At 32.5% G+C, this 25,048-nt stretch carries 35 protein-coding genes; 14 read left to right on the forward strand and 21 right to left on the reverse strand.

The window, feature by feature from the left end:
• Nucleotides 1-25: 25 nt before the first annotated feature.
• The 5 genes from EVJ48_00555 to EVJ48_00575 form a co-directional block, all read right to left on the reverse strand.
• Nucleotides 26-457 (reverse strand): DUF86 domain-containing protein, encoded by a 432-nt coding sequence (locus tag EVJ48_00555; protein RZV40445.1) that lies wholly within the window; start codon nucleotides 455-457, stop codon nucleotides 26-28.
• A gap of 21 nt (nucleotides 458-478) precedes the next feature.
• Nucleotides 479-871 (reverse strand): nucleotidyltransferase domain-containing protein, encoded by a 393-nt coding sequence (locus EVJ48_00560; protein ID RZV40446.1) that lies wholly within the window; start codon nucleotides 869-871, stop codon nucleotides 479-481.
• 216 nt (nucleotides 872-1,087) lie between these two features.
• Nucleotides 1,088-3,151 carry a PAS domain S-box protein gene (locus EVJ48_00565; GenBank protein RZV40447.1) on the reverse strand — a complete coding sequence of 688 codons (2,064 nt, stop codon included), beginning with the start codon at nucleotides 3,149-3,151 and terminating at the stop codon, nucleotides 1,088-1,090.
• A gap of 142 nt (nucleotides 3,152-3,293) precedes the next feature.
• On the reverse strand, nucleotides 3,294-3,545 hold the full coding sequence (locus EVJ48_00570) for a hypothetical protein (protein RZV40448.1): 252 nt from the start codon (nucleotides 3,543-3,545) through the stop codon (nucleotides 3,294-3,296).
• Nucleotides 3,503-4,240, reverse strand: coding sequence for a sigma-70 family RNA polymerase sigma factor (locus tag EVJ48_00575; GenBank protein RZV40449.1), 738 nt, complete (start codon nucleotides 4,238-4,240; stop codon nucleotides 3,503-3,505). The genes EVJ48_00570 and EVJ48_00575 overlap by 43 nt, the downstream gene beginning before the upstream one ends.
• 205 nt (nucleotides 4,241-4,445) lie before the next feature.
• On the opposite strand from EVJ48_00575, the gene EVJ48_00580 reads away from it, so the two are divergent.
• Nucleotides 4,446-5,192 (forward strand): sulfite exporter TauE/SafE family protein, encoded by a 747-nt coding sequence (locus tag EVJ48_00580; GenBank protein RZV40450.1) that lies wholly within the window; start codon nucleotides 4,446-4,448, stop codon nucleotides 5,190-5,192.
• 19 nt (nucleotides 5,193-5,211) lie between these two features.
• Here EVJ48_00580 and sppA read toward each other — a convergent pair whose 3' ends face one another.
• A complete protein-coding gene (gene sppA, locus EVJ48_00585) occupies nucleotides 5,212-6,012 on the reverse strand; it encodes a signal peptide peptidase SppA (protein ID RZV40451.1) in 801 nt (266 codons plus the stop codon).
• Between the two features lie 98 nt (nucleotides 6,013-6,110).
• Here sppA and EVJ48_00590 point away from each other — a divergent pair, with 98 nt between their 5' ends.
• Complete coding sequence (locus EVJ48_00590) at nucleotides 6,111-6,509, forward strand: DUF2784 domain-containing protein (GenBank protein RZV40452.1); 399 nt, start codon at nucleotides 6,111-6,113, stop codon at nucleotides 6,507-6,509.
• Nucleotides 6,510-6,517: 8 nt separating this feature from the next.
• Here the strand turns inward: EVJ48_00590 and EVJ48_00595 are convergent, their stop codons facing one another.
• From EVJ48_00595 to EVJ48_00630, 8 genes are all read right to left on the reverse strand, one after another.
• A complete protein-coding gene (locus EVJ48_00595; protein RZV40453.1) occupies nucleotides 6,518-6,775 on the reverse strand; it encodes a hypothetical protein in 258 nt (85 codons plus the stop codon).
• Between the two features lie 78 nt (nucleotides 6,776-6,853).
• Nucleotides 6,854-7,315: a hypothetical protein gene (locus tag EVJ48_00600; protein RZV40454.1), complete on the reverse strand. Its 462-nt coding sequence runs from the start codon at nucleotides 7,313-7,315 to the stop codon at nucleotides 6,854-6,856.
• Nucleotides 7,316-7,377: 62 nt separating this feature from the next.
• Nucleotides 7,378-7,764 carry a heavy-metal-associated domain-containing protein gene (locus EVJ48_00605; protein ID RZV40455.1) on the reverse strand — a complete coding sequence of 129 codons (387 nt, stop codon included), beginning with the start codon at nucleotides 7,762-7,764 and terminating at the stop codon, nucleotides 7,378-7,380.
• Between the two features lie 180 nt (nucleotides 7,765-7,944).
• Nucleotides 7,945-8,238 (reverse strand): ferredoxin, encoded by a 294-nt coding sequence (locus EVJ48_00610; protein RZV40456.1) that lies wholly within the window; start codon nucleotides 8,236-8,238, stop codon nucleotides 7,945-7,947.
• The gene (locus EVJ48_00615) at nucleotides 8,235-9,302 is read right to left on the reverse strand and encodes an acetyl-CoA synthase subunit gamma (protein ID RZV40457.1); all 1,068 of its coding nucleotides are present in this window, start codon (nucleotides 9,300-9,302) and stop codon (nucleotides 8,235-8,237) included. Before EVJ48_00615 ends, EVJ48_00610 begins: the two co-directional genes overlap by 4 nt.
• Before the next feature lie 135 nt (nucleotides 9,303-9,437).
• Complete coding sequence (locus EVJ48_00620) at nucleotides 9,438-11,192, reverse strand: hypothetical protein (GenBank protein ID RZV40458.1); 1,755 nt, start codon at nucleotides 11,190-11,192, stop codon at nucleotides 9,438-9,440.
• 34 nt (nucleotides 11,193-11,226) lie between these two features.
• Nucleotides 11,227-11,553: an arsenite efflux transporter metallochaperone ArsD gene (gene arsD / locus EVJ48_00625; GenBank protein ID RZV40459.1), complete on the reverse strand. Its 327-nt coding sequence runs from the start codon at nucleotides 11,551-11,553 to the stop codon at nucleotides 11,227-11,229.
• Between the two features lie 42 nt (nucleotides 11,554-11,595).
• Entirely contained in the window at nucleotides 11,596-11,928 is a 333-nt protein-coding gene (locus tag EVJ48_00630) for an ArsR family transcriptional regulator (protein ID RZV40460.1), read from the reverse strand.
• A 197-nt stretch (nucleotides 11,929-12,125) separates the two neighbouring features.
• On the opposite strand from EVJ48_00630, the gene EVJ48_00635 reads away from it, so the two are divergent.
• Nucleotides 12,126-12,860: a Crp/Fnr family transcriptional regulator gene (locus EVJ48_00635; protein RZV40461.1), complete on the forward strand. Its 735-nt coding sequence runs from the start codon at nucleotides 12,126-12,128 to the stop codon at nucleotides 12,858-12,860.
• A 7-nt stretch (nucleotides 12,861-12,867) separates the two neighbouring features.
• On the opposite strand, the gene EVJ48_00640 is transcribed toward EVJ48_00635, so the two are convergent.
• The 3 genes from EVJ48_00640 to EVJ48_00650 all read right to left on the reverse strand — a co-directional run bounded on the left by EVJ48_00640 (nucleotide 12,868) and on the right by EVJ48_00650 (nucleotide 14,873).
• Nucleotides 12,868-14,268, reverse strand: a complete 1,401-nt coding sequence (locus tag EVJ48_00640; GenBank protein ID RZV40462.1) for a hypothetical protein — start codon at nucleotides 14,266-14,268, stop codon at nucleotides 12,868-12,870.
• 139 nt (nucleotides 14,269-14,407) lie between these two features.
• Complete coding sequence (locus tag EVJ48_00645) at nucleotides 14,408-14,611, reverse strand: hypothetical protein (GenBank protein ID RZV40463.1); 204 nt, start codon at nucleotides 14,609-14,611, stop codon at nucleotides 14,408-14,410.
• Nucleotides 14,612-14,729: 118 nt separating this feature from the next.
• A complete protein-coding gene (locus tag EVJ48_00650) occupies nucleotides 14,730-14,873 on the reverse strand; it encodes a hypothetical protein (GenBank protein ID RZV40464.1) in 144 nt (47 codons plus the stop codon).
• A 157-nt stretch (nucleotides 14,874-15,030) separates the two neighbouring features.
• On the opposite strand from EVJ48_00650, the gene EVJ48_00655 reads away from it, so the two are divergent.
• From EVJ48_00655 to EVJ48_00680, 6 genes are all read left to right on the forward strand, one after another.
• Nucleotides 15,031-15,501: a hypothetical protein gene (locus EVJ48_00655; protein ID RZV40465.1), complete on the forward strand. Its 471-nt coding sequence runs from the start codon at nucleotides 15,031-15,033 to the stop codon at nucleotides 15,499-15,501.
• Nucleotides 15,502-16,114: 613 nt separating this feature from the next.
• Nucleotides 16,115-16,735: a hypothetical protein gene (locus EVJ48_00660; protein ID RZV40466.1), complete on the forward strand. Its 621-nt coding sequence runs from the start codon at nucleotides 16,115-16,117 to the stop codon at nucleotides 16,733-16,735.
• Between the two features lie 565 nt (nucleotides 16,736-17,300).
• Nucleotides 17,301-18,317 carry a radical SAM protein gene (locus EVJ48_00665; protein ID RZV40467.1) on the forward strand — a complete coding sequence of 339 codons (1,017 nt, stop codon included), beginning with the start codon at nucleotides 17,301-17,303 and terminating at the stop codon, nucleotides 18,315-18,317.
• Nucleotides 18,318-18,343: 26 nt separating this feature from the next.
• A complete protein-coding gene (locus EVJ48_00670) occupies nucleotides 18,344-18,604 on the forward strand; it encodes a PqqD family protein (protein RZV40468.1) in 261 nt (86 codons plus the stop codon).
• Between the two features lie 407 nt (nucleotides 18,605-19,011).
• Nucleotides 19,012-19,362 (forward strand): hypothetical protein, encoded by a 351-nt coding sequence (locus EVJ48_00675; GenBank protein RZV40469.1) that lies wholly within the window; start codon nucleotides 19,012-19,014, stop codon nucleotides 19,360-19,362.
• Between the two features lie 129 nt (nucleotides 19,363-19,491).
• Complete coding sequence (locus EVJ48_00680; GenBank protein RZV40470.1) at nucleotides 19,492-20,064, forward strand: TetR/AcrR family transcriptional regulator; 573 nt, start codon at nucleotides 19,492-19,494, stop codon at nucleotides 20,062-20,064.
• Between the two features lie 20 nt (nucleotides 20,065-20,084).
• Here the strand turns inward: EVJ48_00680 and EVJ48_00685 are convergent, their stop codons facing one another.
• The 4 genes from EVJ48_00685 to gcvH are packed head-to-tail and all read right to left on the reverse strand — an operon-like array spanning nucleotide 20,085 to nucleotide 21,516.
• On the reverse strand, nucleotides 20,085-20,303 hold the full coding sequence (locus tag EVJ48_00685) for a heavy-metal-associated domain-containing protein (GenBank protein RZV40471.1): 219 nt from the start codon (nucleotides 20,301-20,303) through the stop codon (nucleotides 20,085-20,087).
• 46 nt (nucleotides 20,304-20,349) lie between these two features.
• Nucleotides 20,350-20,721 carry a hypothetical protein gene (locus EVJ48_00690; GenBank protein ID RZV40472.1) on the reverse strand — a complete coding sequence of 124 codons (372 nt, stop codon included), beginning with the start codon at nucleotides 20,719-20,721 and terminating at the stop codon, nucleotides 20,350-20,352.
• Nucleotides 20,722-20,777: 56 nt separating this feature from the next.
• Nucleotides 20,778-21,041 carry a thioredoxin family protein gene (locus EVJ48_00695; protein ID RZV40473.1) on the reverse strand — a complete coding sequence of 88 codons (264 nt, stop codon included), beginning with the start codon at nucleotides 21,039-21,041 and terminating at the stop codon, nucleotides 20,778-20,780.
• A 25-nt stretch (nucleotides 21,042-21,066) separates the two neighbouring features.
• A complete protein-coding gene (gene gcvH, locus EVJ48_00700) occupies nucleotides 21,067-21,516 on the reverse strand; it encodes a glycine cleavage system protein GcvH (GenBank protein ID RZV40474.1) in 450 nt (149 codons plus the stop codon).
• A 237-nt stretch (nucleotides 21,517-21,753) separates the two neighbouring features.
• Here gcvH and EVJ48_00705 point away from each other — a divergent pair, with 237 nt between their 5' ends.
• From EVJ48_00705 to EVJ48_00725, 5 genes are all read left to right on the forward strand, one after another.
• Complete coding sequence (locus tag EVJ48_00705) at nucleotides 21,754-22,269, forward strand: hemerythrin domain-containing protein (GenBank protein ID RZV40475.1); 516 nt, start codon at nucleotides 21,754-21,756, stop codon at nucleotides 22,267-22,269.
• A 58-nt stretch (nucleotides 22,270-22,327) separates the two neighbouring features.
• A complete protein-coding gene (gene rsmG / locus EVJ48_00710; protein RZV40476.1) occupies nucleotides 22,328-23,041 on the forward strand; it encodes a 16S rRNA (guanine(527)-N(7))-methyltransferase RsmG in 714 nt (237 codons plus the stop codon).
• A 2-nt stretch (nucleotides 23,042-23,043) separates the two neighbouring features.
• Nucleotides 23,044-23,439: a heavy metal-responsive transcriptional regulator gene (locus EVJ48_00715; GenBank protein RZV40477.1), complete on the forward strand. Its 396-nt coding sequence runs from the start codon at nucleotides 23,044-23,046 to the stop codon at nucleotides 23,437-23,439.
• Between the two features lie 77 nt (nucleotides 23,440-23,516).
• Nucleotides 23,517-23,981, forward strand: coding sequence for a DUF4149 domain-containing protein (locus tag EVJ48_00720; protein RZV40478.1), 465 nt, complete (start codon nucleotides 23,517-23,519; stop codon nucleotides 23,979-23,981).
• Nucleotides 23,982-24,057: 76 nt separating this feature from the next.
• On the forward strand, nucleotides 24,058-24,957 hold the full coding sequence (locus tag EVJ48_00725) for a sulfite exporter TauE/SafE family protein (GenBank protein RZV40479.1): 900 nt from the start codon (nucleotides 24,058-24,060) through the stop codon (nucleotides 24,955-24,957).
• The last annotated feature ends 91 nt before the right edge of the window (nucleotides 24,958-25,048 follow it).

The following is a 25,048-nucleotide window of genomic DNA, read 5'->3' on the forward strand; positions in this document are numbered from 1 at the left end:
AAACAATAGACTTTTTATTACTTTATTAATTACTGCTTGAAATCTTTAAATATTTTCTTATTTCATTTATAAAATTAGTAAAATCTGACAAATGATTTTTAAAAATACCGTAAACAATAGAATCGTCTATATCGTCATATGAATGTATAATTAAATTTCTAAATTTAGCCATAGATTCATAAATTTTATAACTATTTTCCGATATTATTCCTTTAGCGGAAATGATTTCAAAACATTCTCCATAAGTCCCAGGCTCTTTGAGGTCTAATCCTGCAACTATATGTTTACAAACGTCGATCATTTGTTCAATACATAGTTCTATATTTCTTTCGATAAATCTTTTTACCATAACGTTATTTTTGAATTCGTTCAGCGAATTAATCTCAACGGATTTAATTTCATTCAAAAATTCTTTTATTTTTCTTAATTTCTTTTCTATCAAAACTTTATCTATCATAATTCATACGATAATTTAATTTTATTCATATTTTCCGAGTCCCGAAATATACTTATATTCCTCGTATTGCGACATTATGTTTTCCCTGAATTTTCGAAAAAGTATTTCGTCTTTTACGATAAGATTTATCTTATTTTTCATAACTTGATGTTTTAAAAGAGGAGAAGCGTTGTTAAGAATAACTAAATGTATGTCTGTTCCGGCAGATTTGGATAGTTTATCGATTTCGTACAGAATTTCGAATCCTGAAGGAGGATTTTTGTAAAAAATTGCAATATCAATATCGCTATCGTTTCTTTGTCTGTTTGCCGCTAAAGAGCCAAATATAAAAGCAAGCAATACATTGCCGTCATTATCCAATAAATTTCTTAATCGCGATATGCTATTAATATACGCTTCAGTTGTTTCAACCATAATGTTTATTCAATATGAACCGATTAAATTAATATGTTTAAATTTAACCGAATTTTACTTTATTTAAATTTAATAATTATATCACTAATTTATGAAAATAAGTACTAAATATAAAATATGTTTGTCTATTTAATATTAAACTCAATTATTATGTAATCTATAAATTATTATTGCAAAATTTTACATAGTCAAATAATCTGCGGTTAATACTTTAGTTTAAACAACCCCGACCAAATTTCTTCCGGCATTTTTTGCTTTATAAAGCCCTAAATCTACCCTTTTAAGTAGATCGGCTTCGTTGTCGGAAAAAATAAGCGACGCAACGCCTAAGCTTATAGTAACCCTTTCTCCTATTTTAAAATCGTGGTTCTGAACCTTAAGCCTCAATCTTTCGGCAAGTTCTAAAGCCGTTTCTATAGGAGTTTCCGGCGCAAGCACCATAAATTCTTCTCCGCCGTATCTCGCAAAGAAGTCGGTGTTTCTAAGCTCTTTTTTGACTAATTTAGCAAGATCTTTTAAAATTGTATCATCGGTATCGTGCCCGCAGGAATCGTTTATATTTTTAAATCTGTCAATGTCGAACATAATTATAGAAAAGGGCCTTTCGTATCTTTTAGCAAGGTTTAAAAGTTCGGTAAGTTTTAAATCCATAGACCTTCTGTTATAAATTCCCGTTAAGGAGTCAATTTCGGAAAGTTCTTTGTATTTGTCTTTCTCGATAAGCATATTCTGCTCTCTCAATAACTGATCGGTAACGTCCGTAAAAATTGCAAGACCAGCATCTCCTCCGTTGTAAGTTACCTTCGTTCTGAATAAGTCTATATAACGTATGTTTCCGGCTTTATCGTATTTATAAATAAAATGGGAAGAAAATTCATCGGTGTGATGCATATTAAATAGAGAAATACTTGAAGAATAAAGCTGAGTTTCGTCTATCCTAAATATATCGAATGGACTGCCGGCAATAAGTTCTTCTTTGGTCAAACCTAATAAATCAAGCAGAGCCGAATTTACGTATAATAATTTATCTTTATCGTATAAAGCTATTCCCGAATTAATATTTTCAATTAAAACTTTAAAAATATTTCTTTCCTGTTCTAAAGATTTTCTTAAATTAACCTGTTCGGTAATATCCGTCCAGCTTGCTACTCTTACTATTTCTCCTTTATATCTGACCGAAACCGCAAAAAGATAAATCCATAACTCTTCTCCTGATTTTTTTATTATTTTATCAGTTCGTGAATATTTATGGCCGATATCGCTTAACCCTTTTTCGATAGATTCTTGCAGCTCTTTATAGTATTCAGACGAAAAAAATTCCCAAGAGAATTTACCTTTTAGTTCTTCTTGAGTGCAACCGAGCATATTCAGGAGAGCCGGGTTTGCGTAAATAAATTTTTCTTTGTGTATATCTATTCCTATCGGAATATTTTCGGAAATAATCCTAAACGTCTCTTCAGATTCTTTAAGTTTGTCTTCGAGAATTTTCTTTTCGGTTATATCTACAACTATCCTTAAAATATAAGTTTTGCCGTTATAATTAACAGTCGCAAAAAAAGATTCTACATCTTTTATATCTCCGTTTTTAAGCCTGTGTTTAAAAAAATTATGATTCAAACCTTCTTTTAAAGCCTGCTTCCTATAATTTTTTAAATCATTATCGGATATGAACGGGTTAATATCCCGCACCGTCATATTTTTAAATTCTTCTTTTGAATAACCGTAAAATTCTACGGCTTTTTTGTTTGCATTAACTATAACGCCGGATTCGATATCTATGATAAAAGTAGGAACCGGAATGTTTTCAAAAAAAGTTTCGATTCTTTTTTCAGACGATTCTGCCTTTTCTTTTGCTTTTTTAACGATGTCTATTTCGGATATAAATTCTGTTATATTAGTGTGAGATTCAAAAAACAATTGGCTGTCGGAATCGTCCCTGAAAGCTTCTACTTTATATAGATATCCCTTATGATTATGAATTACGTTGGAAACGTTTATATCTTTATTTTCTTTAAGTTCTTTTATAGGACATCTTATCTCCTCCGACTTCAGCTCGTAGCAGGGTATATCGTAACCGTGGGATATTTTATAGCATTTACAGGATAAACTACCTGCAGTTTTTGAATTTTCTTCAAATTTATTAATGCAGTTATTATCGGTTTTATAAACTTCTTCGGCGGTTTTATTTAAAAATATTACGTTAAAATTTGCGTTAATTGCCAGTATAGGGCACAGAAGTTTGTCAAAAGCCGAATAATCTTTCGTCGCATATGTTTTCATTAATATTAAATTTCTAAATGCATGTTTTTATATAGTATCAATAGCAATTATTAAAATTAAATTAAAATTAAAAAATATCTTATATTAATTTATTCATTGACGGCTTAATATTATACAAACCTCAAAATAAAAATGCAATATTTTAATCTTCCAATGACTTTTTTAGTATAGATATAGCTTTTACTTCTATCTGCCTTACGCGCTCTTTTGTTAGCCCTATCATTAAGCCGACTTCATTCAAAGTTTTCGGATTTTCGCCATCAAGACCGTATCTTGAAATTAATACTTTTTTTTGTAATTCGTCAAGATTATAAAAAGATTCGTCCAATATCTCAAGTTTTTCGTAGTCTATTAAAATTTCACATGGAGATATAGATTCTTTATCTTCGGTGATATATTTAGAAAAGCTACCCCCCCCCCACGACCTAAAATATTTATGTTTTCATCATTGCTTTCGTAAGAATCGTCAAGAGAGGATATAATAAAATTGGAATTAAATATTCCTTCTATTTTTTCTTCTTTAATTCCTATAAATTCGGAAATCTCAGATATATAAGGTTTTCTTTTAAGTTTTACTTCTATTTCTTTTGAAGCTTTACTGCATTTGCAAAAATTATCCGATATATGTATTGGTATGCGGATAAGCCTTGCCGAATTGGATATTCCTCTTTCTATAGACTGACGTATCCACCATATGGCATATGTTGAAAACTTGAATCCTTTTTTTGGAATAAATTTATCTACTGCCTTTATAAGCCCTATATTGCCTTCCATTATTAAATCGCCGAATGAAAGCCCCTTTCCGATGAATTTCTTAGCTACGTTTATAACCAGCCTTAAATTAGATTTTATCATTATTTGCCTTGCCGCTTTATCGCCGTCGCATACTTTTAGGGCGAGTTCATATTCTTCTTCGCGGGAAAGCAAAGGATAACGTTTAATCTTATTGAAATAAAATCTTAAATTTCCATCGTACTCGTTATAATAATTATAGCCGTTTAATGAATCCAAGTATTCGTCGTCGTTTGCCATTATGTTATTCCCCCTATTTTTCGTCAATCGTTTTGACGTAATTCTATATAACAACATATCATAAAAGTTCGGATTGTCAAATAAACATTGGCAAAAAATACGTTGCGTTCAAGAGGCAATTACAGCTTTCGCCTATACTTTTATACTATAAAAAAAATGTAAAAAAAATATACGACTTGACTTTAATATTTATGAGTATATAATTTCTGGAAAGATATTACGAAGAAATAGAAACATAATTTTTATTTAAATATTTATCTTAATGCACTTTATATCCATACCTCTATTTGACGTAATTGCGGGAATTTTAGTAGTACTTTTTGCATTCTTCGTCAGGGCGACGATTGGTTTCGGCTCAGGATTAATATCGGTTTCGTTTTTAACTATACTGCTTCCCATAAGAATTACCGTTCCCGCCGTTTTTATACTTGATTTTATCGGAAGCATAATTCTGGGCGCATACGACCTTAAAGAAGTAAAATGGAACGATCTTTCATATTTACTTCCTTCAACGGTTTTAGGGCTTTTGCTTGGAGCTTACGTATTAAAATATGCGGACCCGCAAAAACTAACAATTTTTCTCGGCATTTTTATTATAATGTATATAATATACGCCTTAAAAGTAAAACAGGACAAATTGCCTTACGTTAAAAACGCCGTAGGCGCGCCTTTAGGTTTTTTAGGAGGTTTTATAGGCAGTTTATACGGCGGCGGAGGTCCGCCTATCGTCGCCTACCTTCAGATGAAACACCACGACAAACGCACGTTCAGGGCAACGTTTCAGATAGTCGCAATTACCGACAGCATAGTAAGGGCGGCTATTTATTTATCGTTCGGGCTTATAACCATAAAAGTCTTAAAATTTTCCGGATTATTAATACCTTCTTTGCTTATCGGTTTATTTTTCGGAAATAAGATGCATTTTAAAATAAATCAAAAAACTTTTTACTATTCGGTATTGATAATTTTATCTTTAGCCGCTATAGGTTTAATAATACATTCTCTTTAATTTTTTAATTCACCTTTAGCTAACTTTTATAAAGCGCTCCGTAATAAATTTCTTCTACGATATTGTTAATAGAAGTTCCTATTATCTTTTGAAAAAAAGGTTTTTTTATCCCCAGTCTGACTGCTTTATCGGGGTCGGCATTAACGGTTTTGCATAACTCTTCAAGCGCGTCGTCAAAACCCGACACCTTATCTATTAATTTTAACGCAACGGATTTTTTTGAAGAAAACAGTTCTCCCGTCGCTATTTTAAGGACTTCATCTTTTGGAATCTCCCTTCCCTCCGAAACTATTTCAATAAAACGATCGTAAATTTCGGCCTGAAGTTCGCTTATGCTTTCCCTTTCCTCTTCCGTATAATTTCTGGTAAAAAGCCACATATCTTTACGGCTGCCTTTTTTAACGACTTCATAGCCTATTCCTATTTTTTCTAATATTTCTTTAAGCACCGGTTTAACGCTTATAACGCCTATTGAGCCGATTAGCGCAGTTGACGGAGCATACAATTTTTCCAATCCGCATGCTATCATATAACCGCCCGAAGCCGCAACCTCGAGATATCCGTATATTACCTTGCCTTTATCTCTGAGCCTTTTTATTGCTAAAAACAGCAGTTCAGAGTGAATAGCGCTGCCTCCCGGACTGTCTATAACGAACATAACTCCTTTTACGGATTTCATTTTTTCAAGTTTTTTCAAAAGTTTAATATAAGGCAAAACGCTTTGCGCGGTTATAGCGCCGGAAAAACGAACTATCGCCGCTTTATTCCTGTTAAATATCGACATAATGTTATTCGCTCCAATTTTCAAAATTTTTTTCATTATATTACAGATTTTGTATATAAGCAACAATGCACGGTTTCACAAAATAATTTAACATTTAAATCAAAGTGGAATATAATAAATAAAGGCGGATAATTATGAAAGAATTTTATTCTATCGCTATTTCAACGGTATATATAGTGCATTTGCTTTACGCGCTTATAATTGTAATCGGGTTTTTTCTTATAATTGCGGGTTTTTTTGCGCGTTGGAAATGGGTAAGAAATTTTACTTTCAGGTTAATTCATCTTTCAATGATTGGAATTGTGGCTTTTGAATCCGTCTTTAATATCGAATGTCCGCTAACTTGGCTTGAATATAAGCTTATGTCTTTAGACCATATGCGGCATAGTTCTATGCCGTTTATTGCCGGAATGGTTAATAAAGTTTTATATTATAATTTTCCTATATGGATGTTTAATGCAATATATATAGTATTCGGCATAACAGTTTTTATCGTTTGGTTTGCTATACCTCCGGTTCGACAAAAAAAATAAAATTTTTTTTATTTAATGAGTTTTCCCTTCATCTCTTCTACATCTCTTGCTGCCACCTTCCACCACCAGTTAAAAACCGCAATTTTATCATTTAATTCTTTTACTTTATTTTCAATATAAGTTGCATTTTCGCAATTTTCAAAAAGTTTTTTTACTTCTCCGTCATAACCGTATATTTCTTCGAGATATTCTTTAATATTGTCTATTTCTATCAGTAAACTCTGTATAGTATCTTGAAATTCTTCGTTCATTTTTTTGCTCTGCATAATTGCACCTCCATTAATTTAGCTAAATCATTCCTTATGCTTTATTGACGCTTTATATGTAAATAAAAGTATTTTTATTTACAACTGCGGCCAAGCCATAAAAATCTGACCTGTGTCGGCATACAAATATATAAAAATACCAACCGTTATCAAAACAGATGAGAAAAAGACTATTTTGCTAAAATTAAAAGAGCCTGACGAAGTCTCGCAATCGCAGGTTTCACCGTTAGCGCTTACTTCGATATCCGACGCTTTTTTACCTTGGAAAGATATTTTCGGCATCACGTAAATAAATAAAAAAGATAAAAGAATGCCGATAATATTTAATAACAAAAAATAGTTTCTATACGGTGCAATTGCGCCAAGAAAAGATGCGGTAGATCCCAATACCCCGCCTGTGCTTGCGCCTACTCCAAGTATACTGAAAACTAACGGTCCCCAGCAGCAAACTCCGCCTAAAATAGCAAAAATTCCGGCTGAAAAAGATGTTGCGCTTGAGCTTACTTCGTTAACTGAATTTGATAATTTTTTTGTTTTCATAATATTCTCCTGCAATAGCAAGTTAATCAATGTAATTATACTTAAACTTATTGCTAAATATTTTATTTTATATAGCGCGCGCTGTAATGGAACATAGCGTTCGATGCGCCGTCTATCGCCTTTATAAATATTTTCGGTGATATGTTTCCTTTAAATTTTACTATAGCCTCTTGATGTTGCATATCAATCTTTACGTTATCGACTCCCTTAATCTTGTATAATGCGTTTTGAATACTTGTTATGCAAAAAGTATCGCCGCAAACAAGCCCGTAAACCTTAAATCTGTCGGTATGAACAATATTTGAACTTGTAAAATCCGTAAGATTTAAGTTCTTTGAATCGTAATTCTTTTGATAAACAAATGCAGATGCCGTTAATACTAATGCTGTAAAAATCAAAATTGCTAAAATACCTCCGACAAATTTTTTCCTGTTTAAATAGTTTTTCATAAAAGCCTCTATTTTTAATTTATTAAATTTTAAAATTTTTATACATCTCCGACTATTAATATTTTACACCTTATACTTAGGTATCATGTCAAGTTTTTTTTGCAGGCGCCTTGGAATTTTTTATAGAAGAAATATTTGAAGAGTTTAGTTTAATTACTATGTATTTTTTAGAGATAGTATTCAACAGCATTCGGCAGAAGATGACCCGCCGCAATCGCATGAAGGCTCGCCTCCGGTGAGCATTCCGTTTATTATGCCGCTTGCGCATCCGACGCCCGAATTTACGCTGATAGCCCCGTATTTGCAGTTAAGAGCGCAGGCGCCGCATTCCATGCATAAATCTTTATCGGCAATGCCGACTTTTTTATTTTTTAGTTGAAATACTCCATGGGGACATACGTCTATACATACTAAACAATTAGTGCATTTTTCGGCAAAAAATTTAAGGCTCGATACATTCTTAAGATATTTCATATAACCGCCAATTTATGAAGTTTATAAATTATCAACAAAACAATAGATATAACAGTAGATATTAAATAAACCGGCAGGGCTGTTTTCAATTCCTTTTTTACTCCGGACATATTTGTAAATGTCGTAGAACCCGTAAATTGCAATGCTAAATACGAGCTTGCCATAGGAAAGAAAAGAATTGCCGAGATAAAAATTAGAATATTCTCTAACTCCGGCGTGTTGAACAGGAAAATTACGGGGACGGTTAATAACATTCCGCTTATCCAGCCTTTTAAGGCAAATGAACGAAAAGGTATAAAAGGAAGCAAAACCGGAGTTATAAACGAACCCGATATAACGCTCGCAAGTCCGAGCAAAATAAAAGGCTCTCCGTAAACCCATGCGCTTTTAAATAAAATGCCCGTAGGCTGGATGCCGAAAAATAAAAGTATAATGACCGCAAAAATAATAAATTTATTCATTGCCGGAATAATTTCTCTCGGAGTGAGAACAAGCCTGTCGACCATAGAAAATTTAATTTTTCTCATTTCCTGAGTTTTTCTTCTGCCGGAATTTAAATAAGCTTTAATGTCTTTTGCATACACGGGACCGAAATAAACTTTAAACCCCGTCCGTTTAAAAACTGCATCCGCATTAACGCCGACCGCTCCGAGCTGGGGAAGTATTATCCGCCGGTGATTTAAAAAATTTCCGAGTTTAACCCCGCCTATCCGTTTTACAAGCTCTTCGGTGCCGAATGTTCCTTTTGCGGCGGCGCACCATACGTTTATGCCTTTAGTATCGAGTACCAAGATCCATACGTTTAAACCCTTCAGCGCTTTTCTGAGAATATCGAAACTTAATTTATAATTTGCGCTTGCAAATACCTCGGAATTCGCGTCCGGTTCGCCGACAGCATACATCCCCGGTTTAATCCTATATTTCATCCTGAACGAATTGCTTATCCTGCATTTTACGGAGCCTGAATAATCAGACAGCGACCATTCCGAAGAAACCCTGTTAACCTTTTCAAACTGGCTCGGTTTTTTGCAAAACTCTAAAATATTTATATTTTCATCAATCATATTTATAAAATTATTCTTTTTTAAATTTAATTTTTATGTTTCACGTGAAACATAAATCTTTTACTTTAATTTCAATATCATACATAACATATACTCTATTTAAGGATTAAAATAATTATCGTAAAAATCTATTGGTTAAAATACGACGGAATAAAGAGCATCCAAAGTTTTTTGATTATTAATTTCGCCTGAATATTGCGGTATCGTGAAAAGAGGAATGCCGAATTTTTGCTTTATCGATTCAAGATAAGTTTCCTGCATTTTCTTCCTACCGTTAAAAAAGCTGTCGTTAAAATTTTCGCCGAGAATATAATTAACGATAAGAAAGGATGTATTAATTCCCGCCGCTTTTAAATCGTCGTATGCCCTTTTGGCTTCTTCGATAGGGCTGTATTCGGGATAAAGGCAGAGCGAAAATATGGTCTTATTTGTATCTTTAAGTATTTTAACAAATTCTTCAAGTCCCTCATCTTTCTTGTCCATTTTGGCATATTCCAAACTGATATATAAAAGCCTTAGTGCATGGCCGGTGGGAGCGGCATCGAAAATTATAACGTCATAATCTTTATAACCAAAAAAGAAACTGCTGAATTTTTTAAAAACGGCAACCTCTTCTGTACACGGAGAGTTTAACTCCTCTTCTAAAACCTTAAGCGATTGTTCGTTATTTGAATATGATTTAAAATATTCGACTGTATTTTTCTTATATTCGCCCAAAGCCGAATCGGGAGAAATTCCGGCAAAATAGAGATTATCGTCATCTTCCGACTTTGCAGGAACTTCGCCGATATTTTTTAATCCGGTTATTTTTGCGATATGCCCGGAATAATCGGCGGAAACCACCAATGTTTTCATTCTTCTGCCGGCGAAATATTTCCCGAACAAAAGGGAAGACACTGTTTTGCCCGTCCCGCCTTTACCCGTAAAAAACAGGTAAAACGGCGTCTTTTGAGGCGTTATATTTTGAACAAGTTCGTTGTTTTTTTGTTTAATGTCGATTTCATCCGAAAAAGCAATTCTATCTTCATCGAAATTTTCAATCAAACTTGAAAAAAAGACGGCCAGCGACCTTAATCCCTTGACCTCGTTCTTTTTTAAATTTATTTTTAAGATTTTAAAGCCCATTGAATCTATTTGTTTTAAAATTTTCCTCTGGTCATCAATAATATCTTTAAATTCCGCCTTGCGGTATAATTCATCCGGTAAAATAGCATTAACTACAATTTCTATATTTGTTACACCGAATTTTTTTACTTCGTCTATTGAATTTTTAATTTCAAGCAAATCAAGCTCTTTAGGATGCATTACGAATACGAAAGTCGTAAGTTCATGGTCTTTTATTCCATTTAGGGCGGTTTTATATTGTTCGTAATATCCGTCTAAATTTACCACGGGCCCCATACATGTCTGTCCTGCTCCTTTTTTGACTTCGTCGATATATGTGGTCCATTCCATGGGTAGTTCAAGAAGCCTTAAGGTATGAGCCGAAGGAGCCGTATCGAATATAATAACATCGTAATTTTTCTTAAGAAAAAGCTCGGTAAAACTGTTAAAAAAAGCTATCTCCGAGGTGCATGGAGATTTAAATTCTTCTTCGATAGAATTTAAAACCTCTTCGGGCAGAAACTCTGCGCTATCCCCAAGGATTTTCTGCTTATACTTTATAACCTCGGCATCCGTATCCATTTCTACCGCGTAAAGATTTTCAAATCCTTCAATCTTTTTTTCGGCGCTCCCTATTTTTTGTTCAAAAACGTCGCTCAAGTTGGAAGCCGGATCGGTCGAAACAATTAATGTTTTTTTTCCTTCTAGCGCAAATCTCACGGCAAATGCCGACGAGACCGTCGTCTTGCCGACGCCGCCTTTACCGTGAAAAAAATAATAATGCATTTTATCCTCCGAAATATCTTAAGAACGGTTTAATTTAAGAAGATAAAGAAGAAATATAGCTATAAACCTCTTTTTCTTCGGGATATCTCCCGTATGTTAAGACTTTTCCGTTTAAAATGCAGACCGGAAGCGCCGTCTTGCCTTCGTTTTGAATCAAAAGTTTAACCGAAGGATTTTCAAGAAATTTCTTCGGTTCCTGCGATATCGTCTGCCTTTTTATTTCGATATACTCGCCGAAATCCGATTTTAATTTGTCGATTAAATTCCTGACTTTTATAAGTTTTTCGTCTGGATTTGGACCGCAAACGCCAGTAGAACAACATAAAGCAGGATCATAAATCTCAAAAACAATTTTATTCATAATTAACTCATACCTCCTTTTTTAAAAATTAATTATGCATATTTAAACGCCACATATTGCATCGTCGCAATCATCGCTTTTAGCTTCTTTTAAATTTTTAATTCCAAATAAATTATTATAAAGATTTTCGAGTTCTTTAAATGCTTTCCTGTTGAGAGAATAATAAACCCACTTCCCTGCTTTCCTGCCGTCTATTAATCCTGCTTTTTTTAAAGCCGACAAATGATGCGAAACCAAAGTCTGGTCGAGACCAAGCGCCTTATAAATAACGCATACGCATTTTTCTCCGTTTTTTAGTTCGGAAATTATTTTAAATTTGTTTTCGTCGCCGAGCAGTTTAAAAAATTTGTTAAGCATCAACTCGTTATTTGTCATATATTTTTATAAAAAAATGTTAGCTAAAAGAAATAATGAAAATTTAATATATGAATTTATATTCATATATTCATTATAAAATTATGAATATAAGTTGTCAATAAAAAATTTTGTTTATTATTTTTATTTTTGATAATATATAACATATAAATTAATTTATTTTTATTTTTTTATATCAACAAAATTTACAATAATATATGAATAAAATATGGCTTTTGCAAAAACTAAGAATATTTGAAAATATTCCTTCAAAAGATATTGAGAATATAGATAAACTATCTAAAATGGAATATTATAAGAAAAATGATAACATATATTTAGATGAACCTTCATTTAGTTCTATTTATATTTTAAAAGAAGGTAACGTTAAAATAACTTTGTCGAATGAAGATGGAAAAGAATATATAGTTGAAATTCTAAAACCTGGTGAAATTTTTGGTAATTTCGGCGATTATATCTTGAGCAGCCCAGCAAAACTCGATTTTTTAGAAGCAGAAAACGCTTACGCTTTGACGGATTCTCTGGTTTGTAAATTCAAAAAAGATGATTTCGACAAAATACTGACCTTTTATCCGGATATAAGTAATAAAATTTTAAAATTAATCGGTTTGCGATTTAAATATATTTCAACTAAAATTATATCGTTAGCATATAAAAGTTTAGATGTTAGAATTGCCGAGGTCTTAATATACCTTGCAAATAATTTTGGAATTAAAGAAATGATAGAAAAATCACCGCTTGAAACCAAACAATCCTTACAAATTAAATTTAAATTAACTCACGAAGAAATTTCAAATTTGGCAGGAGCATCAAGACAGAGAACGACGATTATACTGGATAAATTAAAATATCTTGGAATTATAGATTTTTATAAAAAAAGACTTATTATAAAAGATTTAAATAAATTAAAAGAAATAGCCGGTCATTTTTGAAAAATTATTAATTTAATTTTATCTGTTTTTTCCATAAAATATATTTACTATCTAAATCTTGTTTTAGTGCTTCTGACATTAAAGTTTTAATAATTTTAGGCAACCGCTTAATTTTTAAAAATGCCTTAAAAAATCTAACATAATGAGATTCCGGTTCAACAACTACCCATGCCTTAAGATATTTAGCTGCCTTAACTAACGGGCGGTCATAAATTAGTTTAGCGGTTTGAAACGGCTTTAGTCGCGTGTCAAAATACTGCTTTTTTAAATTTAAACTAACGCTCCAGCCGATTATATAACTTTCAACCGTTTTTTGATAAATTTCTTTTTCAAAATTTTCTTGACCTATGTACAAAATAACCTTAGGTGTCGTATAAGTAGGAAAATCATGTCCGACTTCCGAATTTTTTAAACTTAGAATTGCATGGACATTGCCGGAATTAATATGAATTATTTTAAAGCGAATGGTTACGGCTTTCAAAACAAAATTTTTATTATAAATGCTTTTAAATGCCATTGACCCTTGCGGATTGTGGCAAACCTCGCATGAAATACCTTTTTTTGCATAAATACTTCGTTTCCACTCGCTGTATGTATTTTCAAACAATTTCCCGTCAAGCCTCCTTTGATCATGTCCAAATTGATGGCATTTTATACAAAAAAATGAATGATTGAATGCATTAGACGGAACAAAACCTCCATGCACAATGTTTCCTTCTTTCATATATTTTTTAACGCCGGGCCCGAATCTGCGGTAATATCTGACATGACAGGCGGCGCAACTGACGCTTAACGCACCCCTGCCCATCGGTATTTTTAGCATATTTAAAGCGACGACCATCGCTTTTTGCGCTTTTGAGCCATTTTTTAAGATATTCTTTTCCTTCGCCGTCAGTCCTTTATATCCGCCATGCTCTACATAATATTCGCCGATGGGCGAATGGCAGCTCATACAACTTTCTACCCAAGGCTTCCAGTGTTTTGATGTCATTTTTTTTAATAAAAGCTGCGCTACTACACCGGCATCCATCGAATGCGCCATTCTTGAATTTTTCCATTCCTCGTATTGATCGTAATGACATGCCATGCAAGAAGAGGGTGAAAGGGATTTTTGAATCTCGGGCCATTTATACGGGGGTTTCCCCTCATCGATGGGAGTTTTCCAGTAAATATTTAGGAACTTATGGGTATTTTTATGTGCGGCAAGTTTCTTCAAATATAAATATTTTTTATCGGCATTTTGATTTCTTACATTAACTTTAGCATAAACATAAATGGTTAAAAAAATAACGGATGCAAAAAGTAACGGGATTAAAATTATGGGTAAATAAAGTGCGCTGTTCTTCAACCGCTTAAATCTAAAAATACCCTGAAGGGCATGCAACGATTTATATTTCTCAAACTTCACAAAACCGCATCCTCGTTAAAATAAACAAACCGGCGCAGCATTAAAAATCCGTAACTTTATCTTATATTATATAATCTATAATATAATGATAAAGCAAGAAACGGTTAATTAATCTACGCCGGCAATAAACGGCCTTTTTCTATTTCATTCCGCCGCCGTTTCCGCAGGGATTTTTCATTTTACTGTGAGAATTTTTCATCGAGGTTTTTTTCTTGCCGCAGGCATTTGACATGTTTTTGCCGCAAGGGTTTGACATCCCTGTATTACTTGCATTTGCGTTTCCAACCGCAATCAAACCTAACATCATAAATGCGGCCATTGTCATGAAAATTAATTTTTTCATAAAGCACCTCCAATTAGTTAATTTTTATTTATTATATAACAGTATATTTTACTTTACAATTTGGGATTATTATGTCACGATTGTTACAGTCGGCATTTTTTAAAAGGCTACCGTCAATTTATACATCGGGCACAAATTTTGTTTTAAAGGTTTTCCTATAAAATTCGGAAAGTTTGCTTCGATAAACTTCAAAATCCCTGCCGCACTTTTGGCATTTATACTGATAAATTGGCATTTTTTGATTCCTGTCTTTTTTGATCATTTTTTTATTATAACATATTATAATGATAATGAATTTATAAAAATGTCTCTTACGCGACAGAAATTTTTAAATAATAATGATAATTTTATTAAACAAATTTTATTATCAATGGTTAAGAAGGAATAATTAGAAATAATTTAAAAGGGGGATTACTTTTATGTTTAGGATTAGATTAATATTAATAGCCGCTTCGATTCTTATTTTAGGTTTTAGCTCGGTTTCCGCGTTCGCTATACAAAATTCTTACTACGGCGGATTTTTTAGAAACTATAATAAACCTGTAAGGATAGTTGCCGGCGTCAATATGCCTGGACAACAGTTAGGAATTTCCATGCTGAATGCGGAACATGCAATAAAGTACCTTAATTCGGAAGGCAAAAAATATTCCATACAGGTAGTTTTTTACGGACCCGTCGTAAAGTTCTTAACCGTTTCGCATAAGAAATACAATCGTTTACTTAATATGCTTAGAAGTAAAGGCGTAAGCTTCAGGGTCAGCGGCAATGCTTTGATGTTAAACGGCGTGAATCCCAAAAATATTCCGCATTTTATAAAAATAATTCCTAGCGGAACATTGCAGATTTTTAAAAAAATCAATGAAGGTTATACTTATCTAATCGCAATGTAAAACTGGAAGAAAGGCATCTCATGCATTATAAGGTGACTCAAATCTGCTTTGGGAATAATTTTTGCATGTCAATAAAATAAGGAGGTGAAACCTATGAAAAAGACATATAATGTCCCATTATTTCAGGAAATTCCCGCTGAAGAATTTTATAGTTTAATCATGGAAGATTACGGAATGAAAGATTTGTGCTATTCCTGCAAATCCTGCAAATAAGCGCGGTCGACGCTATTTTACTCACCCGCCTTCGTCAGCCTCATAACGAATAAGAAAGGCGGGTGGATTGTTCAAATACCCTTAGCTTTACCATAATTCATCTTGGATCACTCGGAAAAGCAATTTTCCTGCCATTACCCGCCGAATAAAAGGAAAAAATCTCCTGTCAATAATTTTAAGATAAATTAGCTTTAAGCGGGCGAGCAAGTATAATACTTATTATAAAACTTATGCCTTATTGTCACTTAAGTGAATTTTACAATCTTTTTTATAAATTATAATTAAATATAAATAAGATAAATAGGGTACAAAACATTATATCGTCAGGAAACCTGCATATTGCCTGCAATATAATAATTATAAATTAATATTTAATTAAATGTAAATGGAGGGTTTTACCATGATTAAAAAAATTATGCCTTTCGTATTAGTGCTTTTACTGATGTTTTTTAGTTTCGGCATTCCAAAATCAAACGCCGCTATGATGAAAAATCCCTGCGGCGTCAACACGCGCAACGCTCATAACGCAGGAATGGCGGGAAAGAGGAGTGCCTTGATGAATACGCTGATAAATAGAACCACCTTAATGAAAATACACAGATTGATACCGTTCATGCAGCCTTACATTCATGCGATAATGATTATGCCCTTCTTTTACAAGGTATATCCAGGCGCCCATCTAATATTTATGAATAGCAACATTTTAAAACTAACCCCTTACCAACTAAAACAAGAAGCTATGATTGTCAAAAAAGTGCTTAGGGAAAATATATCTCTATTGAATATTTTAAATAGGTCGAGAAAAATGTTTTATATGGAGGTCAATAAAAACAATCCAAGTGCAAGTAAATTAATCAGCTATGAAAAAACATTCGAAAATACGGAAAAAATACTTGGAGAAAACATAATACGCGCACATATTAAGGCTACCCGCTTACTGACTGCTTCACAAAGAAATATCCTCCGCAAATTATTAATTAACTGGCCTGTTGTAAATGTGTCATATCCAGTATATCCATAAAAAAATAAAAAACGAAAAAGGAGGTGAATTAATTTATGAAAAGCAGATATGAAGCACCAGTGTTTCAGGAAATTTCGGCGGAAGAGTTCAACTGCATCCTTATGAAAAACTATGGAAATATAAATTCATGTCATACTTGCAGAGCTTGTTTTTAATGCGCAGTTTGCGCATACAAAACTAACGCCTTATCCTTTATGACGACAATATTTCCGAAATAAAATAATAAAGGATAAGGCGTCTTAACAAAATCAATTCGTATCAATTTTTGACAATTCGGCACATGATACGAACATGCTTGCCGGTATAAAAAAGCAACCAATAGCGATAAGGAAGGCCTATGTTCGTGTCTATAAACATTGTTTCCTTTAACAGTTTTTTTTGAGTCAAAATAAAATTATTTTTACAGTACCGCATATAAAAATAAAAAAAATAAGTTAGGTTTTAGTGGTATTAAATTTCTTAATCGGGATTTGGGATATTCATTTTTTTTGCAATGTAAATTTGAAAATAATTTGAAATATTTTAGATGAATTGAAAATTTAAAAATATACTGTATTATTTAAATATGGATGTTTATAATAATAAAAAACCTGATAAAGAATTTTACGTGCAATGGCATTTTATAGATTCATGCAATTTAAGATGCAAACATTGCTATCAAAACGGTTACAGCAATAAAAACATCGATTTCGATATTCTGAACGCTATATTTAAAAAATTAGACGCAGCAATGGCTAAATGGAATATGAAATGTTATGTTTCTCTGACCGGCGGCGAACCTTTTTTAAAACCTGAAGGACTTTTCTATTTAATGGATTTAATTGAAAATTCGGATAATTTTAAAAACATCGCAGTTCTGACAAACGGAACTTTAATGACTGATAAGTTAATCGAAAAACTGAAAACTTATAAAAAATTATCAGAAATTCAGGTGTCGCTTGACGGTCACGATGAAAAAACACATGATGCAATAAGGGGGGAGGGAACTTTTTTAAAAACGGTAAGCGCGGTTACAATGTTAAAAAATTCGGGAATAAAAACGGTTTTGATGTTTACGCTTCATAAAAAAAATACCGCATCGGCTTCTAAAATGCCGGAACTTGCAGCTTCGCTTAATATAGACGCTTTAACGGTAGAAAGAATGACTACTATGAACGATAAGGAAAAAGACGAATTTTTCATCGAAGCGGAAGAGTTAAAAAAAATATATACCGACGTTTACGAAAAATCGAAAATCGAATTCAAAAATTCCAATACCAAACTTTCGACGTCGCGTCCGTTATGGAACCTGATAGACGAAAATACCGGCGGATATTGTCCTATAGGTTTATCGTCCTTATGTATATTGCATGACGGCACGATGCTCCCATGCAGAAGGCTTTATCTTCCGCTCGGAAATATCTTAACGGACGGACTATTTAAAGTATGGTATAATTCAGATATCTTATGGAATTTAAGAAAAAGGAACGGTGAAAACGAATGCAATAATTGCGCTAAGTCCGATAGATGCGGCGGATGCAAAGCAATAAGCTATTATTATAATCACGATTTCAATTCAAAAGACCCTCAGTGCTGGATATAAAAATAATTCTCAAAAGGAATGACGAAATGCTAAAACTTGCGGATACGGTGTCGATAAAACAAGACGAAACGTACTATATTTTTTTTGATAACGAAACCGGCGATATTTATAAACTTAACGAAATATCCTATAAAATTTTATCTTTATGCGACGGAAGTACGACTAACGAAGATATATTGTCAACTATAATGCAGGAATTTAACGTAACCTACCAGGAAGCAAAAAAAGACTTTGATAAATTAATTCAAACGCTTTTAAGCAAAAAATATATTTATAACAACGAATAACAAAAGGAGGTGACTTTTATGAAAAAGGTGTATGATGCGCCGATGTTCGCAGAAATTCCGGCAGAAGAATTTTATTCATTAATTAACAAAGATTACGGCTTAAAGGATTCTTGCTATTCCTGAAAGGAGTGCAAATAAGCGCAGTTTGCGCTTAATTAAAAATTCTCCGACCGTTCGGCATTATTTTAAAAAAACGGTCGGAGAATTATTTTGAAATCTATATTGTATATTTGTAAACCTATTGTAACCGTCCTTTTCTTATTTTTTAAATTTTTTACGTTCTATAATAATTTCATAATAAATTTAATTTGACTTTTTTATATTACCGATATATAATACAGACTGGTTGGTATGTTTGTATTACCTGCTTAAAACAAAACTTATTATAATTTAAAGGAGGATTTATTATGTCGAAAGCAAAAGCTTTAGTAATGATCTTATCGGGCGGCAACGATTCAGCAAAAGTGAAAGTAGGGCTTAATTTTGCATGGAGAACAAAAAACGGCGGAGCGTTTGAAGACGTGAAACTCGTATTTTTCGGTCCGGTAGAAGAATTTATCGCAAAAACGGATGACAAAGAAATACTTGAAGCGTATGAACAGGTTCTCGCCAATAATATCGTGCCTCATGCATGCGTTGCAATAGCCGAAGGATACGGCATCGCTCCTATTTTGACAAGCAAGAAAATGGAACTAGTTCACGCAGGACAGGCAATAGCCGGATTTATGGCCGACGGATACCAGCCGATAACTTTTTAGTTTATTTTTACGTCTAATCCGCATATAATTATAAAATTATAACAAACTTAGTATAAAGTTATTTTTAAGTTTATAATTGGAAATCTTAACTAAAATTAAAGCGGATTAGACATTTTTAGGAAATTAAAATTGCTTAAAAGAGAAGAAATAATAGATGCCGCATACAACCTTCTTTTAGAAAAAGGGTATGAAGGCACGGGCATTCAAGATATACTCGATAAAATTAATGCAACCAAGGGATGCATTTATTATTACTTTATATCAAAACGGGATATTGCCGCCGCGGTAATAGAAGAAGTCATTAAACCCGCATATGCGGACAATTGGGGCGGTATTAGCAATACGGAAAATCCGATTTCCGCCATAATTAAAGTTATCGACGACATTTATAATAAAAATGCTAAAAATTTAGCTAAAAACGGATGCCCCGTCGGCAATTTAATGCTTGAACTGTCCGCAAAAGACGATATTTTAGCCAAACATATAAACGAAGTTATAGATTTATGGCGGAGTTATATAGAAAAAGCTTTAGAAAACGCCGTATCAAAAAAAATAATAGATAAAAATACCGACGTTAAAAGTCTTGCAAGTTTCATAATAGCATCGTTTGAAGGATGCATTATGCTTTCCAAATCTTCACATAGCCAACAATTGCTTAAAGACTGTTTTCTTAATCTTAAAAGTTATTTGCTGAATTTATAATTTACTTTATTTAATCAACTTTATTTAATCTCATATTTGCCAGGCTTATAACCGGCATCTTCTATAGCCGATTTTATAGAATCAACCGATACGTCGTCGTTTGCCTCTATATAAGATTTATTTTCTTTCAACGATGTATTAACGTCAACTACGCCTTTTACGTTTTTTACAAACTTAGTAACTCTTGCTACGCAGTGTTCGCAGGTCATACCGCCGACTTCTATGTTTATTTTTTTCATTTTTAATCACCGTTTTAAATTATAATATTTTATGTTTATAAAGTCTTTAAATAACGATTATTTGCCAACCGTCGTTTATAAGTTTTCCTACGTCGGGATGCCCCTCGAACTCCGATAAAAACTGAATATTTTTTGCGGACAAGCTTTCTTTGACTTCCTTCCTTGTGGAACAAAAGCCGCATGCTTTATATATAATACCCATTTCTGTGATTTCTTTAAAAAGTTTATTCAGAAAATCGAATTTAGAGGTTTCGTTTGAAATAATATCGAGCCACTTTGTGCCGTTGCCGTCAAAGATTAGCGTTATTTCATTTCCTGATAACTTTATCTCTTTGGAATAAATCATAGCATGCCTTATTTTTGCGACCGACTCTTCTTGCGACGGTCCTTCTAAAACTATAATAGCTATTTTCGCCATTCTAAAACTCCCAAGATTTTAAATAAATAATTATATCAAATTAATCTATACGGCAATTATGACAAATCAATCAATTCCGATGCCTCTTCCTTAGTAGGTATGCCGACGAATGCAAGTTTCCCGTCAATTAACGTTGTAGGAACGCTTCTAACATATAATTCTATAGAAAGCCTCCTCCCCTCAGGTTCAGAAACGTCTAACGACCTGTAATTAAAATCTTTTCTTTCCTCTGCCAATCTTTTCCAAGCGTTATCTGCGGGAACACATTCCTCGCACCATTTTGAAACGAGCAGTATGACGTCGTGTTTTTTATTCTCCATAAAAAAATTTATAAAGTTAATCTTATTACTGGCTTGAACATCTCATGCACTGAATCTGATCTTTTATTATTTTTTCCTTGTATTTTTCCACGGCTTCTTTTCCTGTCAGTAAAGTTTTTAATTCGTTTATGTCCGAAGCTTTTACTTTGCTTACCCATGCATCGGTATATGGAGATAAATTTAATAAAAGAGGGTCTTTCAGGAGCGCTTCGTTTACTTCGATGATTTCGCCCGATACCGGAGATGGAATAGGTCCTACCCATTTTCCGCTTTCTATCGTAGCGGTATTACCTCTTTTTTGAACTATACTGCCGACTTTTTTGAAAGTAACATGTAGTATCTTGCCCGCCTGCGTTTGCGCAACGTCCGTCATTCCAAGCATAACGATATTATCTCCTAAAGGTTTTGCCCAAGTATCTTTTTCGACGTCGTAATATAAATCTTCAGGAAGTTCGCAACCCTGTACTTCAGCCATGTTTTAATTCCTCAAATTAAATTTAATAAATAAATTATTTATAATTATATCACAATTTATACGGATAAAGGTAATAAAATTTTATTTTAATTTTTTATTGATAGAATATAATCTTTGATGTATCATTAATTATATAAACTAATTATATTGTAGTCGTATGCACAAATAAATTAGCAAAAGATAAACTTTTTTATCAACAACCGACACCTAAAAAAAATTCTATAGGAGGATATTATAATGGAAACCTCTTCAATTGATCCCATTGTCGCCTTAAAGAGCGATCATGAAATCGTAAGAAGCGTATTGAATAATCTTGAAGAATATTTAAAAAAAATAGGCAAAGTATCATCCGAAGGTCTAAGAAATAACTTAATAAATCAGCTTAACGAAATAACCGCTTTTATAGACAAAGACTTAGAAGTTCATTTTAAAAAAGAAGAGGACGGTCTGTTTCCCGTTCTCGGAAAATATATCGGAATTGAAACAGGTCCAATTCACGTAATGCTGTTAGAACATAAACAAAGCAGGGAAATTTCCTCGGAATTTAAATCTAAAATTAAGGATTATCAAAATACAAAAGAGTTTAATTCGCTTTTAAACGACGGATTTGCTTTTTTTAAACTTTTATCCGAGCATATAGATAAAGAAGAGCAGATATTGTTTAACATGGCGGACATGCAATTATCCAAAGAAGAAAAATATGAAATAATGCAAAAATTTCTTAATATTTCATCAGTTTCACGTGAAACATAAACATGATTGCAGTATTTGATATTATGTATAATATAATGGCGTTTAAATTATTTAAATTATGAGCTATGCTTCTTCAAAGGATATATTTACCGATAGAGTTTACGATTATTTATTAACTTACGGTATTTTACCTTCAGGCAATAAATACAATATCGAAAATTTAAAAGAAAAAATCGATAAAATTTATTTATACTACGAAGAGCTTTTGGAATGGAATAAAAAAATAAATTTAACAACCGTAACCGATATAGAAGGTTTTATTAAAAAGCATGTTATAGACAGTTCATATTTATTAAAAATTTTAAATACAAATGGTTACATTTTAGATATAGGTTCGGGAGCAGGTTTTCCAGGAATTATTATTAATTTATTAATGCCTGATTTGAAAATTATTTCCATAGAATCTGTATTAAAAAAGTGCAATTTTCAAAAAAACGCGGCAAGAAAATTGGGTCTTAACAATTTTAAATGTTTAAATGTTAATATTTTTAATTATAAAGATTATGAAGGAGTATCGGCTATAATAACGCGTGCCGCTTTTAACGCAGGAGAAATTAGCCGCTTAATAGAAAATATAGACTTAAAAAACGATACCTATATATATTTATTTCTGTCAAAAACTGAAGAAATTAAAAATATAGAATCCTTTAGATATAAATCGAAAAGAGCTATCTTAGACAAAACCCTTTATTATAAAACGGATTATATCGACGGCAAAAAAGATAATTTCAGGCTGATAGCAAAATTTAAAATAATAAATAAATCTAAATAAAAATGACTATAGGACAGTTGGCAAAAGAGGCGGGCTTAAACGTTCAGACAGTAAGATATTACGAGCGGATAGGATTAATAGAAAAACCGGCTACTAACGAAGCAGGTTACAGGATATATCCGGAAAAATCGGTAGAAGTTTTACGTTTTATAAAACATGCGAAAGAAATAGGATTTTCGCTAAAACAGATATCTGAAATTTTTTCGATAGACAATGACAAAAACAATACCTGCGCCAGAGTCAAGAAACTGGCTCAGGAAAAAGTAGCTGAAATCGATAAAAGAATTTATTCGTTAAACCTCATACGAAAAGAGCTTTTAAATCTTATATCCCAATGCGAAGCAAAAAAAACGGATAACGACGATTGTCCAATGCTAAACATTTTAAAATTTCAATGATAAATAGACAATTAATTAAGCATAAATAATTTCGGCATGATTTTAAAAATTACTATAATTAATTTTGGAGGCAACAAATGTATTTAAATATTTTATTATATGTTTATTCTTTATGTTTATCGATTTTTTTCGGTTCAAGTATATTTATAGGCTATATAGCCGCGCCGTATATCTTTAAAACGCTAAAATCGAGACACGAAGCCGGCAATATGGTAGGCGCCCTTCTCGGCAAATTTTCCATACTCGGATATATTACTCAGGCTGTAATGATAGTTACCGGCTATATATTATACGCAAAAAATGATGCCTCATTAAGCATCTTCGTTCTTCCTTTAATAATACTTATTATACTTCTGTTTTCCGAAAACTTCGTTTCCAAAAAATTAAATATTTTGAAACAACAAATGGGCTCAATAGACGAAACGCCGCAAGACGACCCGAAAAGAAAAGGATTTAACAGTCTGCATAAGTGGTCGGTAAAACTGTTTTTACTTAACGAACTGCTTTGCCTTCTGTTATTTTACTTAATATTAATTAAATAATTTCATAGTTTAGTTGACAAATTCAAGCAATAATTATTTTGCGCTATAAATTGAATACTCGCAGAAGAATATAAATATGTATTATTCTTTAAATCTGATTTTTATATATTTCACGCTTTTCATAACCGCTCTTTTAGTCGGTGTCGTCGGAAACACTATAGGCATCGGGGGCGGGATATTATTAGTTCCGTTTTTTATATTCTATATGCATTTATCGCCGTTAGAATCAAGCGGCTTGTCTCTTTTTACGATAATGATAAGCACTGCCGGAGGCTCATACGTTTTTTACAAAGACGGGGCTTTAGACAAGCATCTTTTTATAATGGTTTTAATTCCTGCGTTAATGGGCATTATAGCAGGTTCAATTTTAAGCAATTACATTCCGACAAACCAATTTAAATGGATTTTTTCGATAATAGTAATAGGCATAGGAATATTTTCTCTGATTGCGACAAAAAAACAGGCGGCAATTAAAACTAATTATTCCGATAAACAAGCTGAAGATACGTTAAATAATAGTAAAATAAAAAGTAAAAGTTATTTTAGCGGGCATATTAGAAAAAAACATAAAGAAACGAATGGAACAACATATGATTATGAAATAAAAAGCCCTCTTGCAATAAATGTTTTTTCCTTAATCGCCGGATTAGTTTCTGGATTTATAGGAATCGGCATAGGGGGAATAACGGGAACTTTTTTGACTGCCGTTGAGCAGATACCGCCAAGAATTGCATTTTCAACTATAATATCGATTATGGCGATAATTTCTTTAATCGGAGGACTAATTCATTTTTACTACATTAAAAACCCTTTTAACCTTGCGGTTTATATTATACCATTAGGAATAGGTGCATTAATCGGCTCTAAAGCCGGAGCTTATATTTCAAAAAATTCCGCAGCTAAAACATTGAGAATTTATCAAGGTACGTTTATAATTATACTCGGCATTTTAATGTTTGCGGTTTCGGTTATTTAATGAAATTGTTTAAATTATTATAATAAATAAATCTTGCATAATATACGTATTATCATTTAATAGTATATATTTATTAAATATTAAGAGGATA

Origin of the sequence: Candidatus Acidulodesulfobacterium acidiphilum (assembly GCA_008534395.1) — a bacterium.
GTDB lineage: Bacteria > SZUA-79 > SZUA-79 > Acidulodesulfobacterales > Acidulodesulfobacteraceae > Acidulodesulfobacterium_A > Acidulodesulfobacterium_A acidiphilum.